The 14,723-nt window shown below is 47.4% G+C and carries 20 protein-coding genes and 2 pseudogenes; 10 read left to right on the forward strand and 12 right to left on the reverse strand.

All coding sequences use genetic code 11. From position 1 onward, the window contains the following. Positions 1 to 42: 42 nt before the first annotated feature. A complete protein-coding gene (locus tag NQX30_00540; protein MDM5146877.1) occupies positions 43 to 1,908 on the forward strand; it encodes a lytic transglycosylase domain-containing protein in 1,866 nt (621 codons plus the stop codon). Positions 1,909 to 1,969: 61 nt separating this feature from the next. Here NQX30_00540 and cyaY read toward each other — a convergent pair whose 3' ends face one another. Beyond that, positions 1,970 to 2,260 carry an iron donor protein CyaY gene (cyaY, locus tag NQX30_00545; protein MDM5146878.1) on the reverse strand — a complete coding sequence of 97 codons (291 nt, stop codon included), beginning with the start codon at positions 2,258 to 2,260 and terminating at the stop codon, positions 1,970 to 1,972. A gap of 88 nt (positions 2,261 to 2,348) precedes the next feature. On the opposite strand from cyaY, the gene lysA reads away from it, so the two are divergent. After that, a complete protein-coding gene (gene lysA / locus NQX30_00550; GenBank protein ID MDM5146879.1) occupies positions 2,349 to 3,656 on the forward strand; it encodes a diaminopimelate decarboxylase in 1,308 nt (435 codons plus the stop codon). A 4-nt stretch (positions 3,657 to 3,660) separates the two neighbouring features. Here the strand turns inward: lysA and NQX30_00555 are convergent, their stop codons facing one another. From NQX30_00555 to ruvB, 11 genes and pseudogenes are all read right to left on the reverse strand, one after another. Further along, entirely contained in the window at positions 3,661 to 3,912 is a 252-nt protein-coding gene (locus tag NQX30_00555; protein ID MDM5146880.1) for a YfhL family 4Fe-4S dicluster ferredoxin, read from the reverse strand. Positions 3,913 to 3,923: 11 nt separating this feature from the next. After that, positions 3,924 to 4,399 (reverse strand): annotated as a pseudogene (gene coaD, locus NQX30_00560) (pantetheine-phosphate adenylyltransferase). Further along, positions 4,396 to 4,962 (reverse strand): 16S rRNA (guanine(966)-N(2))-methyltransferase RsmD, encoded by a 567-nt coding sequence (rsmD, locus tag NQX30_00565; GenBank protein MDM5146881.1) that lies wholly within the window; start codon positions 4,960 to 4,962, stop codon positions 4,396 to 4,398. Before rsmD ends, coaD begins: the two are co-directional and overlap by 4 nt. Before the next feature lie 2 nt (positions 4,963 to 4,964). After that, positions 4,965 to 5,813: a tol-pal system protein YbgF gene (gene ybgF / locus NQX30_00570; GenBank protein ID MDM5146882.1), complete on the reverse strand. Its 849-nt coding sequence runs from the start codon at positions 5,811 to 5,813 to the stop codon at positions 4,965 to 4,967. Further along, on the reverse strand, positions 5,758 to 6,309 hold the full coding sequence (gene pal / locus NQX30_00575) for a peptidoglycan-associated lipoprotein Pal (GenBank protein MDM5146883.1): 552 nt from the start codon (positions 6,307 to 6,309) through the stop codon (positions 5,758 to 5,760). Before pal ends, ybgF begins: the two co-directional genes overlap by 56 nt. Before the next feature lie 30 nt (positions 6,310 to 6,339). Further along, positions 6,340 to 7,635 carry a Tol-Pal system protein TolB gene (locus tag NQX30_00580; protein ID MDM5146884.1) on the reverse strand — a complete coding sequence of 432 codons (1,296 nt, stop codon included), beginning with the start codon at positions 7,633 to 7,635 and terminating at the stop codon, positions 6,340 to 6,342. 18 nt (positions 7,636 to 7,653) lie between these two features. Further along, positions 7,654 to 8,466 carry a cell envelope integrity protein TolA gene (locus tag NQX30_00585; protein MDM5146885.1) on the reverse strand — a complete coding sequence of 271 codons (813 nt, stop codon included), beginning with the start codon at positions 8,464 to 8,466 and terminating at the stop codon, positions 7,654 to 7,656. Positions 8,467 to 8,469: 3 nt separating this feature from the next. Further along, a complete protein-coding gene (locus NQX30_00590) occupies positions 8,470 to 8,898 on the reverse strand; it encodes a biopolymer transporter ExbD (protein MDM5146886.1) in 429 nt (142 codons plus the stop codon). Further along, positions 8,895 to 9,560: a protein TolQ gene (gene tolQ, locus NQX30_00595; protein MDM5146887.1), complete on the reverse strand. Its 666-nt coding sequence runs from the start codon at positions 9,558 to 9,560 to the stop codon at positions 8,895 to 8,897. Before tolQ ends, NQX30_00590 begins: the two co-directional genes overlap by 4 nt. Beyond that, a complete protein-coding gene (gene ybgC, locus NQX30_00600) occupies positions 9,557 to 9,979 on the reverse strand; it encodes a tol-pal system-associated acyl-CoA thioesterase (protein ID MDM5146888.1) in 423 nt (140 codons plus the stop codon). Before ybgC ends, tolQ begins: the two co-directional genes overlap by 4 nt. Beyond that, positions 9,961 to 10,935, reverse strand: a pseudogene (ruvB, locus tag NQX30_00605) (Holliday junction branch migration DNA helicase RuvB). The gene ybgC and the pseudogene ruvB overlap by 19 nt, the downstream one beginning before the upstream one ends. Positions 10,936 to 11,089: 154 nt before the next feature. On the opposite strand from ruvB, the gene NQX30_00610 reads away from it, so the two are divergent. The 8 genes from NQX30_00610 (at position 11,090) to NQX30_00645 (ending at position 14,695) form a co-directional block, all read left to right on the forward strand. Further along, complete coding sequence (locus NQX30_00610) at positions 11,090 to 11,554, forward strand: CBS domain-containing protein (GenBank protein MDM5146889.1); 465 nt, start codon at positions 11,090 to 11,092, stop codon at positions 11,552 to 11,554. Further along, positions 11,551 to 12,036: a YbaK/EbsC family protein gene (locus NQX30_00615; protein ID MDM5146890.1), complete on the forward strand. Its 486-nt coding sequence runs from the start codon at positions 11,551 to 11,553 to the stop codon at positions 12,034 to 12,036. The genes NQX30_00610 and NQX30_00615 overlap by 4 nt, the downstream gene beginning before the upstream one ends. Before the next feature lie 186 nt (positions 12,037 to 12,222). Continuing rightward, entirely contained in the window at positions 12,223 to 12,579 is a 357-nt protein-coding gene (soxX, locus tag NQX30_00620) for a sulfur oxidation c-type cytochrome SoxX (protein MDM5146891.1), read from the forward strand. A gap of 13 nt (positions 12,580 to 12,592) precedes the next feature. Continuing rightward, on the forward strand, positions 12,593 to 13,039 hold the full coding sequence (soxY, locus tag NQX30_00625; GenBank protein MDM5146892.1) for a thiosulfate oxidation carrier protein SoxY: 447 nt from the start codon (positions 12,593 to 12,595) through the stop codon (positions 13,037 to 13,039). Positions 13,040 to 13,067: 28 nt separating this feature from the next. Then, entirely contained in the window at positions 13,068 to 13,364 is a 297-nt protein-coding gene (gene soxZ / locus NQX30_00630; GenBank protein MDM5146893.1) for a thiosulfate oxidation carrier complex protein SoxZ, read from the forward strand. Then, positions 13,361 to 14,206 carry a sulfur oxidation c-type cytochrome SoxA gene (gene soxA, locus NQX30_00635; GenBank protein ID MDM5146894.1) on the forward strand — a complete coding sequence of 282 codons (846 nt, stop codon included), beginning with the start codon at positions 13,361 to 13,363 and terminating at the stop codon, positions 14,204 to 14,206. Before soxZ ends, soxA begins: the two co-directional genes overlap by 4 nt. Further along, a complete protein-coding gene (locus NQX30_00640) occupies positions 14,203 to 14,511 on the forward strand; it encodes a hypothetical protein (protein ID MDM5146895.1) in 309 nt (102 codons plus the stop codon). The genes soxA and NQX30_00640 overlap by 4 nt, the downstream gene beginning before the upstream one ends. A 49-nt stretch (positions 14,512 to 14,560) precedes the next feature. Beyond that, positions 14,561 to 14,695 (forward strand): hypothetical protein, encoded by a 135-nt coding sequence (locus tag NQX30_00645; protein ID MDM5146896.1) that lies wholly within the window; start codon positions 14,561 to 14,563, stop codon positions 14,693 to 14,695. Positions 14,696 to 14,723: the final 28 nt, after the last annotated feature.

Genomic DNA, 14,723 nt, shown 5'->3' on the forward strand with positions numbered 1-14,723 from the left:
GCCGCTTTTTTAGACATTCTTTAAGCCTGTAAAATCACTGTTATGAGGGGGCTTAACTTTGTCTTTATCTTTCTAATTAGTGCCGCTAATATCGGCGCGCTAGCCGCTGAAAGCAAAGAATTAAGTACAGCCCGCCAATTTTTTTTGCGTGACCACGCTAAATCATTTACCAATCAGGTTAAAAAAATCCCATCCAATAGCGTGTACACTCCTTTATTGGAATATTGGCAAGGTGTAATCAACTTACGCAGGAAGAAACCGGCAGAACTGGAGACCGTCGCACAAAAAACACCTTCCGCCTTTTTGCGTGACAATGCCATACAACAGCTAGCAACGCATTATGCCGAAAAGAACTTGTGGAAGAAACTTGCTAAATTGGACGGCATTTTGCCACCATGTGGACAATTGTTATTGCAACTTCGCAACGGCAACGGCAAACAGCAAGCGCGTGATATTTGGCACAACGATTCGCGCATGAACGATGCCTTGTGTATTGCCGCCTATCGGCAGTCCATAAAAAACGGCGTGTTGAACAAGCAAGACGTATGGATGAAGGTGCGCGATCTTGCTGGCAGTAAAAAATTATCCGCAACGAAACGGCTATTGCGTCATTTTCCTATTAATCTCTCTTATCAGCAGGTGCGCAAAGTTGCCAATAGCGCACAACGACATATTCTCGGCAAACACGGTCTTAACACGCCAGCAAAACAATCTCTGGTAATGATAGCAGCAATGGCCGCCGCCCGCAGCCGCCCGTCCATTGCCATTAGCCGATGGAAAGCTTTTTCACAATATTTTAACCAAGAAGAAAACGCCCAAGTGTGGTTGGCTATTGCTGAATGGGCAGCCCGCTGGCACCGACAAGACGCATTAGCATTGTATCGCCTTGCATCACCAGCGGCTATCTATGATACTAATGCGCGGGCGTGGCGAGTGAGAGCTGCCTTACGCGCCGGCGATTACACCGATATAGCGGCAACTATTGATACCATGCCTTCCGACGAAGCACAATTGTCAACGTGGCGCTATTGGCGGGCCGTAGCCGCGCTAGAAACTGGCAACACAAAACAAGGGCTCTCGCTCATGCGCTCGCTCGCTGCTGATGAAGATGATTATTACGGTTTACTAGCGCGCGAGGCATCGGACATGCCACTAGTAATGATTCAAAATGCGCCAACCGAGTTGTCTGCACAACCGCAAGGAGATTTTGCTTTGGCGATGGCAGTACGTAAAGCGGGCGAAAATTCTCTAGCACGGAAAATTTGGCGCCATGCTGTTCGTGACGAAACAGATAACGCCATTTTGCTAGCGGCATCACAAGCAGCAGCAGTAGCGGAATGGCATTTGGCGTCCATTGATGCTGCCAATTATCTGCCGCAGGCACACAATTTGCGCTTTCCTCTGCCTTATCACGACACCATTAGCGGCAACAGTGATACATTCAATCTTGACCATGCCTTTGTCTATGGACTAATCCGACAAGAAAGTCATTTTATGTCAACTATTGTTTCACCCGCCAAAGCTCACGGTCTAATGCAAGTATTGCCGTCCACGGCGCAGCTAGTGGCTCGCAAACATGGTTACCATCGCTATAACCATTCCCGACTCACGCGCGTAAGCACCAATGTCATTATCGGCACTACTTACCTTGCCGATTTAGCTGGTAGATTCAAAGCACATCCGGTACAAGTTGCGGCCGCTTACAACGCCGGTCCAGCGCGGGCAGTACGTTGGGACAAACGCAACCGCGGCCGAGATTTACTTATTTATATAGAAAACATTCCCATTTTAGAAACACGTTTATATGTTAAGCATGTACTAGCCAACCGTGCTCATTATGAAGCACGACTGGGTACTACTCGCGCTTCCATGCGTGAACTGATTATCCTGCCGATACGAAAAGTGTAGTGCCGCTTGCATTGTCAAAAAAACCGCACCTTTTTTGCCAATAATTAATCACTATCTTTTGTTATTGAATGCCGACGCCAACAACCTCTAGCAATAAATTAGATAGTGTCCCACCAGAACGGGTGTCGTGCCAGCCGCCGTCACGCCAGACAAAATGGTGACCGCCGCTTCGCGCCGCAACCCACACTTCCTGCAATGCCGGCTGACGATTGATAACAACTTTACCATCGTCATCTAACAACACTTCAATCATACCGCCATTGGATTCATAATCCACGCCAGCATCGTCCAACACACTTTCAATACGCATAAATAGTTCATCACAAATATTATGATATTCGGTTTCGTCCATCGCTTTTCCCAGTCAGTTTATAATGCTTTCATCATACCATGAGATTGTTATTGCTTAGTGCCTTTTGCGTGTTTTTAATCCTGTCCGGGTGTGGCAAAACGGGGCCGTTACGGCTACCGAAAGAAGCCCAATCCACTATGCCACAATGAGTGGTTTTTCTCGGCACGACGAACACTTGTTTGTGGAAAACTTGCCGCTGGTGGAGGTGGCAAAACGTTTTGGCACGCCATGCTATGTGTATTCCAAACAAGTTCTATTGGACAATTTAGCGCAATTAAAAGCCGCTTTTCCAAAAAGCACGCCGCGCTTCTTTTATGCCGTCAAAGCCAATAGCAATCTGGCCATTATCCGAGTGTTATGCGATGCCGGTTGCGGTTTTGATATTGTGTCAGCGGGAGAGCTAGCGAGAGTGCTGGCCGCGGGAGGTGACGCAAGCAAAACGGTTTTTTCCGGCGTCGGAAAAAGTGCAGACGATATTAAGGCAGCGCTTCAAGCTGGTATCGGCTGCTTTAATGTGGAGTCGGCGCAAGAAATGACGCGGATTGAAAGCATCGCCGAAGCCGACCAAAAGATGGCTCCAATCGCCGTTCGCGTGACGCCAGATGTGGATGGCGACACTCACCGTTTCTTAACCACCGGCGTCAAGGAAAGTAAATTTGGTGTACCGCCGGCAACTGCACTGGCTATGGCACAACAAGCAGCCTCCTCCGCACACATTAACTTTTTGGGATTTGCCTGCCATTTAGGCTCTCAAATCTGCCGCGAAGCAGTATACATAAGTGCTGCACAAGCAATGGTTGAATTAGTCAAACAGGCACGAATAGCAGGCATCACCGTGCAACACATGGACATGGGAGGTGGCTTTGCTGTGGATTATGACAACGGTTCCACACTTGATATATCACTTGCCGCTTATGATGCGACCCTTGCCGATTTTTTTTCTGACACTCCAGTCTGGATGGAGCCGGGGCGCTCAATTACGGCAACAGCCGGCGTATTGCTAACTACGGTAGAATATATGAAACCGGCTGGCGATAAATATTTCTGGCTTGTGGATGCGGGTATGAACGACTTTTTGCGACCGATGTTGTATGATGCCATGCACCGTATTGAAATGGTCAAAAATACTACAACTCCACCACTAACCGGTGATGTAGCCGGCCCAATTTGCGAAAGCGCCGACATACTCGGTCGCAATTGCACTTTGACCGCGGTGACAGGAGACGTGCTAGCGGTACGCGATGTCGGTGCTTACGGAGCGGCGATGATGTCAAATTACAATAGCCATCCACGCCCCTGTGAAGTGCTGGTAAGCGGTGATAAAGTTGAACTTGTGCGAAAACGCGAACTTATCAACGACTTGTTTCGCGATGAATGTATCGCTTTCGTAGATTAAACAATTATTTTTCGCTTGTCAGACGAATATGTTTTTTAAGTAATGCATTTTGCGTTTCTGGATGCGCTGGATCTTTGGGAATACAATCCACAGGACAACGCAAGGCACACTGTGGCTCATCGAAATGTCCAACACATTCAGTGCAACGGAGTGAATTAATTTCATAAATCTCCTCTCCCATATAAATCGCTTGATTAGGGCAAACCGGCTCACACACATCACAATTGATGCACTCGTCAGTAATTTTTAGTGCCATCTGCGTTTATTTTAGGAAATTTTTTTGAGCAATGCCTCAGCCACATGAGGCGACACAAATTTACGCACATCCCCACCCAACTGGGCAACTTCACGCACTATTGTTGAAGAAAGATGAATATATTCATGGCTGGGCGGCAAAAACAACGTCTCTAAATTGCCATCCAACATCTTGTTGATATGCGACAACTGCGATTCAAATTCAAAGTCAGAAATTGCACGCAATCCACGCAAGATAATGCGACTGTTTTGTCGGCGCAAAAAATCAGCGAGTAACCCGTCAAATGATAGCGTTTGAATGTTATCAACGGAAGCAAATGATTGTCGCGCCATTTGTAACCGCTCTTCCAACGAAAAAATTGTTTTTTGTGCACCCCCGCGGCGACGGCAACAATAACCTCATCAAACACCCCCGATGAACGCCAAACTAACGCTTCATGCCCCAACGTAATGGGATCAAAAGAGCCTGGGAAAACCGCGCGAATCATACCTGAGAAAGCAGTTGCCAGCATACAGCGCCGGCTTGTTTCCGCGTTTTCACAGCCCAACCGGCTTGTGGTACGATATGCCGGTCACTCTCACAGTACACAGTGCCGCCGGCGTTGAGTCGTGGTGCCACTTTTTCTAACAAATGTTGCCATTGTTTATCATCAACATAATCAGAAAATGGCGGGTCCAAAAAAATGACATCAAAAAATTCCTTTGCCTCCGACAAAAAAGTAAAAGCGTCAGCTCGGCGCACTTGCACATTGCCCGCATTTAATAAATTTACCGTGCACCGAATTGCATTTGCTGTAGTAATATTTTTTTCCACAAAAGTAATCGTCTGTGCGCCTCGGGAAGCCGCTTCCAACCCCAGCGCGCCACCACCGGCAAACAAGTCTAGACAATTAAGATTGTCCAACCGCTGACCCAAGCAGTTGAATAGTGATTCACGAACGCGGCTGCCGCTGGAACGTAAGGAAGATGAGGAATGAAAATGAATTTTTCTTCCGCGCCATTTGCCGCCGATAATACGAAAAACGGCAGGTGAGCGAAATGCAGCAGACATGGCTACTGCACCAGCAATTGCCGTGCCTTATCCGCTGCCAACGTAGTAGGGTGACTGTCAATCAATTGTTCCAATACCTGCACACTTTGCTCTTTTTCACTCAAATTACGCAAGGCGCGAGCTAAAGTCAACATTGCATCCGGCACCTTGTCACTGTCTCCGTGCAACGCAATTGTATCGCGTGCCGTATTGACGGCTTCTTGGTATTTCCCTAACGACATAAATGCCTGCCCCATCCAATAACCGGCATTGGCGTTGAATTGACCGTCAGGATAGTATTGCAACATCCGCTGAAAACCTCTAACAGCTTTTTCGTAGTTTTCTTCCTGAAAAGCGTTAAATGCAGCAGCATATAACTCTTTTTCTTCAGGAATGTCTACATACTGACTGATTTCTTGAAACTGTTGCGTTATTTTTGCTAACTGCGCTTCCAATGCATTAGTACGCCCCGAAAGCTGTTCTTGGTCAACCGATAACTGTTGAGATCGAATTTTCAATGTATTAACCGACTCACCGTCATTGGTGGCGCGCAACTCTTCTATTTCTCCGGAAAGACTGCGTAGCCGCTGTTCCGTGTCTTGCTGTTTTTTTGATATAGACACCAGCTGGGTGCGAATATTTTTAACTTGTGTATCCAAAGATCGGACCACACCGAGCAAGCTCTCTATTTGTTTGCCGTTTTCAACTGCCTGCTTACGCGCGACATTATCGTTAAAAATTTGTGCTTGAGCCGGCGATGACAAAAACGTTGCCGCCAACAAAGTGGCGGCAACGTTAAAAAAGAAAAAGTGGTGTTTATTCGTCGTTGTAACGAATGCTAACACGTCTGTTTTTGGCCCACGCTTCTTCATTTTCGCCTTGTGCGCGCGGCTCTTCTTCGCCAAAACTTAGTGTTTCTATTTGGGAGGGAGAGACTCCGCTTGAAAGCATAATATCCCGCGTCGCGTCGGCTCGCCGCTGGCCAAGCGCAAGGTTGTACTCGTTGCTACCACGGTTATCGGTGTTACCCTCTAAAATAATTCCCATGGAAGGATTACGAACCAAAAAATCAGCATGCGCGCTAATAATGTGCAAGTAATGCTCTTTGATTGCAGACTTATCATAATCAAAAAAGATCAGCCGTTCTTTGAGCAGGCCGTCACCTTTGCGCTCATCATCAATGGCGTCAGGTTGAGAGGTAAATCCCGGTGTCTTATCATCGCTCACGCCACTCGTTGAGGTAATATCTACCACGTCAACCTCAGCCTGTTCGTCTTTGATGTCACCCGAATAATTTGCTTTTTGCGCACAGCCGGAAATGGCTAAAAAAGCCATCAAAATAGTGCTTGCTAACACCCGCCCTTTCATGTTAAATCCTTTCAATTTTCTAATATTGAATCAATACCATTTGGACTTTATAGGCCCCCAAACAGGATTAATTATTTTTCCTGTTTCTTTAACGCCCCATCCAGACAATACTTTACCATTAACCGACACAATAGATAAACTACCTCTTTTCTTTTCGTCATTAAACAGTACCATCACGTCATTGGGAGAAAATGTAGGTGCCGCCGCCTGTTGAATGTCGGTCAACACTACCGTATTTCCCGATGACAAATCCAGCAGCGCAATATTGTTGGCACCTTTTTGTCGCTGCACATAAACCATTCGTGCACCAGCAGAGTCATAATCAGGTGAAACCGCCTCTCGACCACCAAAAGTTAGTCGTCGCGTTAGGCCGCTATCCAGACTGTATTCGTATATTTGCGGGCTTCCTCCCTCATCCGAAGTGAATGCGATGCGCTTGCCATCGGGCGAAAAAGTAGGTTCAGTATTGATAATACCGGATTCTAATTCGGGACGCATTTGTTGCTTGCTATTACCACCCAGCAAATAAATCTGTTGCAATCCACCATGTTCGGTGAGCGCAGCAGCAATTCGTCTGCCATCAGGCGACATCGCCGGAGCACTGTTGCTACCACGAAAATTGGCTACCACTCGCCGTTCGCCGTTCAGCAAAGACTGACGGTAAACCACCGGCTTGCGCCGCTCAAATGACACATACAGTAATTCGTTACCGTCCGGCGTCCACGTGGGAGAAATAATATTGTTGTCGCTGGTCAGTATGGTCTGCGCATTATGACCGTCATAGTCAGCGACGCGCAAAGCGTTGCTGCCGTCAGCGGCTCTCCGAACATAAGCCACTTTGGTATGAAAAATACCGGGCTTGCGGGTAATGGATTCAAATACCCAATTACCAACTTGATGTGCTGCCGTGCGCTGCGTTTGTGCGTCAAAATTGATACTGAATGCGCCTAGGCTTTTTTCGGTGAGTGCATCATGCAGCTCAAAGAAAAGCAGCTCTGCCGCACCGTCTTTGCGTACCTGTCCAGTTAGCAAATATTCCCCACCGCGGTTGCGAACATCAACCAAGCGGGCAGTATCCACACCACCGTAACTACTGACTGTCCGCGAATAACTGCGAAACAGTCCTGTGTGGGAGAGATCATCATGAATTACGCCGGACAGCGGCTGTCCCGCTAGCGTTTCTTCTCCGGCAAATTTTTCCACAAAAATATTGATGGGACGCCAGTCACCGCTGGTCAGCCGCAAATCTAAAGCACGAGCAGGTGATGATAAAACAAATAAAGCAACCAACAGCCAAAAATGGCGAGCACACGGCAACAAAGTCATGCCATTATTATAACCGTCTCATTCAGGGCTAATATGCAGGCGCAATTTTTTAAACTCTTCCAACAACTCTCGCTCTTTGGGGAGTGGGAGCGGTGCAGCTTTCATAACTGCTCGCACAGCTTCTTCATCATACTGTGGCAGACCACTACTTTCCACCACCATCGGAATCCCCAATAATTCTCCGCCAGAATCTAAAAGCACTTCCACCACCACCACCAAATTATCAACATCTTGTGCCGACGCCGGCGTGATGAGGTACGGCTCTATACTGCTGATAATGCGACCTACATATATATTGCTAAGATTTTCCAATTCTTCCCTACGTGCTGACAACTCAGCTTTTTTTTGCGTTGCTTCAGCCTGCCGCTTTCTCTCTTCTTCCTTCCGTTGCTCTTCTTCCTTTTTACGCCGATCTTTCTCCTCTTCTTTCTTTTTGCGCTTTAATTCTTCTTCCCGCTTTTTTTCCTTTCGTTGCTGCTCTTCTTCTTTCTTTCGCCGATCTTTCTCCTCTTCTTCTTTACGCTTTAATTCTTCTTCCCGCTTTTTTTCTAAGGCAATATCGGCTTCTGTAGGTTTCTGTGGCTGCGGTTCAATTTTGGGTTCCGGCTCGGGCTGTGGCTCCGCTTCAATCGTAGGTTTCTGCCGAAGCGGTTGTGCTATCGGCGTTGGCACCAGAGAAACCTGTATCACCGATTGTGGCAACGAAAAATGCCAGCTGAACTGAACAAAAAACAGAAAAAAAAACAATCCGATGAGCACCAACGACTGAACGGCCGTTGTAATTTTGCCTTCTTCCTCCCGGTCGGCAGCTACGTCCCGCCAGAGTTGCATTGCCTAATTGCCGTCGCTGTTTTTAGCCACCAGCCCCACTTGGTTAAAGCCCTCGTGCTGCAACTTACCCAAAAGCGCCATTACATTTTTATATTCCAATTTTTCTGCCGCTGATATGATAATTGGTTTGTCGGGATGCAATAATTTTTTTTGGTTCAATAAATCTAATAATTCGGTGATGTTAAGCTGAGCCGTTTCTTCGTCGTTGGCGCGGTCAATAATGCGATACGGATTAACTGTCGCTTCTGAATAAATAATTTCAACCGCTTCCGGCTTTTGCTCACTCAATGGCGCATCACCCACCGACGGCAATTCCACTACGCCTTGATTGAATAGCGGCGTCGTAATCATAAAAATCACCAGCAACACCAGCATGACGTCCAAATACGGAACGACATTGATATTGCTGATGGGGGCGAGGCGTTTGCTCACAGGGTGCGCTGCAAAATGTTGAGATATTGATTGGAAAAATTTTCAAATCGCGCTTCCATTTGTTCCAGTCGCTGAGCAAAATAATTGTAAGCGATGAGTGCCGGAATAGCCGCCAAAAGCCCCATCGCCGTTGCTACTAGCGCTTCGGCAATGCCCGGTGCCACCAACGCTATCGTAGCTTGTGACGTTTGAGTCAGGGAATGAAAAGCGTTGATAATCCCCCACACCGTTCCCAGTAGACCGATATACGGCGATACGCCAGCAACTGTAGCAAGAAATTGCATGTGCCGTCCTAAGTAAACATTTTCGTGTTGGATGGATGTGAGCATTGCTCTCCGTACTCCTTCCAATATTAATTCAACATTTTCACCACTGGTTTCACAGGCTTTTTTGAATTCTTCCTGACCGGCAATGAAAACTTTTGACAGTCCCTGCTTGCCGTAATCGCCAGCTCTGGCACGATTTTCAATAGTGTCCAAATCACCATCGTGCCAGAAATCGTCTTCAAACAAATCACTATCTTCCTCGTAATGACGCAAACCCAATCGCTTGCGTAAAATTTTCCAAACCGTCAAATACAGCAGCACAAATAGAATAAGCAGCACAAACTGTGCCACCGGACTAGCTTTGAGAATAAGCGATAAAAACCCAACATCATTCATAATAATTTAATTTTATCAGCAAGCGTTACTGGTAGGGGAGTCGCTCTGCCATTTTTTACGCACACCACGCGCACAGCTGCCGAAGCAACCGTTTCGCCATCGGCAGCGCGGACAGCAGTTTGCGTAAAATCCACAGAAGCTCCGCCACAGGTAGAAATGGTCGCACTTACTTGCAACATATCATCCAAAAATGCTGGCCGACAAAAATCCAGTGTCATTGTCCGCACCACAAACAAAACGCTTTCCTCTGCCGCTAGGCGACGCAATTCAAAACCCAGTTGACGTAAATATTCGGTTCGGGCGCGCTCAAAAAAGCGCACATAGGCGGCATGATATACCACTCCGCCGGCGTCAGTATCCTCATAATAGACACGCACCGGCAGGATAAACAAATCCATCGTTACTCTGGTTTTTCCCATAATTTCGGGATATTTGCTACCGGCAATCCAAAATGTTTTGCTGCTGCCGGTAGTGCCACGCGCCCACGCGGTGAACGCGCCAAAAACCCTTCTTTGATTAAATAAGGCTCAATAAATGATTCCAGCGTGTCCGCCGTCTCGCCGATAGCCATTGCCAAAGTGTCCACACCAACGGGACCACCACCAAATTTGTTAAGCAACGCATCCAAATAACGCTTATCCATGCTGTCCAACCCAGCGTTATCCACGTCTAGCATAGTCAGAGCCGCCGCTGCCGTTTTGCCGTCAATAATACCGTCACCTTCCACTTCAGCAAAATCTCGGGTACGGCGCAACAGACGGTTAGCAATGCGCGGGGTACGGCGGGCACGACGAGCTATTTCATCAACACCGTCATCTTTAAATTTGATATTAAGAAGGCTAGCGCTACGGTGAACAATGGCACGCATATCGTCATCATTGTAATATTCCAAACCACAAACGATGCCAAAACGATCACGTAGAGGTGCCGTCAACCGCCCTGGACGGGTGGTAGCACCAATTAACGTAAACCGCGGCAAATCCAGTCGCACAGAACGCGCCGTAGGACCTTCACCGATAATAATGTCCAAACGAAAATCTTCCAGTGCCGAATACATGGTTTCCTCAATAGCTGGATGCATGCGGTGAATTTCATCAATAAACAGCGTGTCGCCGGCGGTAAGAGAAGTCATCAAAGCAGCTATGTCACCGGCACGCTCTAACGCTGGGCCGGTAGTAGAATGCAACGTACCACCCGATTCGGCGGCAATAATCATTGCCAACGTTGTTTTGCCAAGCCCCGGCGGCCCAAACAACAACACATGGTCTAATGCTTCGTCGCGTTTTTTGGCCGCCGCAATAAAAACTTCCAGTTGCCGTTTAGTTGACGGTTGACCGACATATTCGTTAAGCGAGGTCGGACGTAGGGCAGCGTCGGGGAAAGATTCGGGCGGAACGAAGGACGGAGAGGTAGCAGCGGGCGGCTTGGCGGACACATTAGTATTTTCCCACATTGCGCCAGCGGTTTTATGACACTTTATTGATGATATGATATTCTTATCCAAATTTGACAACAATCAGGAGTAGTTCATGCAAGTCAAAGACATTATAAAAACAAAAAAACGAGCAGGGCAGATATTGTCGGTTTCTGTCGAAGATCTCGTCACTAAAGCCGTTGATATCATGGTAACAAACGACACTGGCTCGGTAGTGGTGTACGACGGAGATCAATTTGTCGGCATGGTAACTTTTCGCGAAGTGCTCAACACGCTGCACGAAAAAGGTTACGAATCTGGTTCCTGCACATTGTGCGGCGACATCATAGACAAAGAACATTCTTCCTGTGCCACACCCGATGATAGTGTGGAGCAACTACGCAGCTTGATGATTGATAATCACATTCGCTATCTACCAGTGGTACAAGACGGCAGTTTGACCGACATTGTGTCGTTTTACGATGTAGCCCGTAGCCTTGCCAAACAAATTAATTATGAAAATCGCCTGCTCAAAGAGTACATCCGCAATTGGCCAGAACAAGAAAACGATAACGAGTGACAACACCGCGCGCTGAGCGCATAGAGCGTGTGCGCAAAGCTCTGCTTAATGCTGGGTTACACACCCAGATACGAGCATTGCAAGACAATACGGCCACTGCGGCACAGGCAGCAGAAGCACTGGAATGTACTGTCGGTGAAATCGCCAAATCCTTGATGTTTCGTCGTGTAACCGATGACAGCCCGGTACTAGCGGTATTGTCGGGCGTAAATCGCGTAGCGCCAGATAAATTGGCAAAAACAGTAGGCGGCACGGTTACTAAAGCTGACGCTGCATTTGTTAAACAACACTCCGGTTTTGAAATTGGCGGCGTGCCGCCGCTGGGACATCTAACAGCGTTTCCAGTAGTGTTTGATGAAAAATTACGCCGTTACGCCGTTGTGTGGGCAGCGGCGGGGTCAGCATATGCCGTATTTCCGGCGGCAGCCGATGAATTAGCAAAAGCTGCCGGCGCTGTTGTGGCGGATATTGCGGAAGATTAAGCCAACGACCTGACCACTGATGTCAAGTGCCTGTGCCACCGTTGTCTTCACACTCTGAATAATTCTTGAAACTAAAATTACTCAGACACGGCATTCCTTGATATTCTTGGTGTTATGCAAACATTTCCTCCAAAAACTTCGGCTTGTGATAAGATAAATGTGGAAAGAGATTAGAGGAAATATCCTATGAAAAAAACACTCGCGGTAATGTTTACATTGCCGATGCTCTTGTCTTCACTAGCAATACCTGTGCTGGCAGATAACGTTGCCGAAGGCAAAAAAATTGCTTTTCAACGACGCGGTACTAGTGGCGTCGGCAATTGCCTCGCCTGTCATGCCATCGCTGACGGCGAATCACCAGGCAACATGGGACCACCGCTCGTTGCCATAAAAGCGCGTTTCCCCAATCGCAATGATTTGCGAGCGCGACTATACGACCCCACCGTAGCCAATCCCATTTCGGCAATGCCTCCATTTGGCAAGCATGGCATCTTAACTGATGAAGAAATTGAAAAAGTTATTGACTATCTCTACACCCTGTGACAGGAGAATAATTATGCAACGACGATTATTTTTACAAGCCGGCGCATGGATGGCTGGAGTTTTGGCTGTGTTGCCACAAAAAGCTTTGGCGGCGTGGCCAACACAAGCTTTCAAGAGCACAAAAATGCAAGAAAGCATCAAAGCTCTCTACGGCACTGAAGATTATGCCGTTAGTGATGCGGTGCTTTTTAAAGCTCCCGAAATTGCCGAAAACGGCGCCGTAGTGCCCATATCAGTCAAATACGACGGCCCAGTCAAAAATATCGCTATTTTTGTAGAGGAAAATCCGGCACCCTTAGTTAGTTCCTTTGATATGAGTACCAAGTCTGTCGCTAACATTTCTACCCGAATCAAAATGGGCAAAGGTTCCAAAGTGCACGCTATTGTGCAAACAGCAGACGGCAAGCTTATCGGCGCAGTTAAAGAAGTCAAAGTAACCATCGGCGGTTGCGGCGGTTAATGATTGCGCACTAAACGAGGAGAATATAATGAAAGTCAAAGCAAAAATAAAAGATAATGCGGTGGAAGTCAAACTCATCGCCAAACACCCAATGGCATCAGGACAGGTAAAAGACAAAGAAGGCAAAATTATTCCCGCCCACTATATTGAACAGCTAACGGCGACAGTTGACGATGAAATTATTTTTACTGCTAATTTGGGACCTGCGGTTTCCAAAAACCCTTACTTGAAGTTTTATTATCAGGGTAGTAGCGGTGATGAAATTATATTGCACTGGAAAGACAACAAAGGCGAGGAAGTTAGCACTAAGGCGACAGTTAAATGACCGCTATTAATAGACTAAAAGCGGCAGTGTTGGCGGTGGCATTAGCAACAGGGATGCCGGTGGCATCTGCCGCACCACAAGATCAACCAGAAAAAGACCGCGCGGCTTTTGTTAAATATTTCCAAACACATTTTCCCGACGTGCCGCTTGATGATTTTGTCAATGGCGTATACGCTATTGACCAACAGGCTCGAGAACAATGGGAACAGATTGAAGAGTTTCCACCTTACGAAGAAGCCATTGAAAAAGGCGAAGCACTTTATCACACACCGTTTGCCAACGGCAAGGGCTATCCCGACTGTTTTGGTGACGGCAAAGTACGGCACAACTATCCCTATTTTGACGACAATGCCGGAGAGGTGGTCACTTTGGAATGGGCAATAAACCAATGTCGCGAAACGAACGGCGAAACGGCACTAAAATGGGAACGTGGCGGTATCACGGCACTTTCCGCATATATGGCTCACGTGTCGCGGGGAGCGCGTTTTGATATTAAAGTTCAAAGCGAGGCGGCTCTAGCGGCATACGAAGAAGGCAAACGCTTTTATTATTCCAAGCGCGGCTATCTCAATAACTCTTGCGCCACTTGTCACGTGCAAGGGGCAGGAACAAAGGTACGCACCGAAGTATTGCATCCGGCATTGGGCGAAGTTACACACTGGCCGAATTTTCGCCTGAAGTGGGACCACATCGCCACATTGCACAAACGCATTCGCGCTTGTCACCGCGATCAGGGAGCCAAGCATTTCAAAGCACAATCATCGCCGTATCGCAATGTGGAATATTTTATGACTTTCATGAGCAACGGCTTACCCGTTAATGGCCCAGGAGTAAGAAAATGACAATACTGAAAAAAACAGTAACGACGGCAATCTTTTTACTTCTTATCGCACCCGCTCAAGCGGCAAATGAAGCAGAAATTGGCGCGCTCATTGAAGAAGCTGAAACTCTCCGTCAACAAGCAGCAAGTGTAGACTTTGAATGGCGTTATACAGCCAAGCGCATTAAAGGCGCAACCGAAGCGTTAGCCGCCGGCAAGTTGGAAGAAGCTCAGAAACTCGCCGCCCGCGCCAAACGGGAAGCGGAACTGGCTATTGAACAGGCGGAAAAAGCAAAAATCGTTTGGAAGTTGGCTGTTCCTCAATAAACCCGTAAATGATGTTTTTTCGCGCTACCCGACTGTCGTTACCGTTTGTTTGCTTTCCTCCGTTGCCGTTGCCGAATCACTTTATTCTGAATGGCAGCAACGCGACATTAAAGCACTGTCCAACAAAGCAATTGAAGACTATTCATCTGGCAACGGCATGGGTTTTGCGCTGGAGCGGAATTAAATCATTATCCTGGCCCGCGCCATATTTT

Source organism: Candidatus Persebacteraceae bacterium Df01 (genome assembly GCA_030386295.1).
Lineage (GTDB): Bacteria > Pseudomonadota > Gammaproteobacteria > Tethybacterales > Persebacteraceae > Doriopsillibacter > Doriopsillibacter californiensis.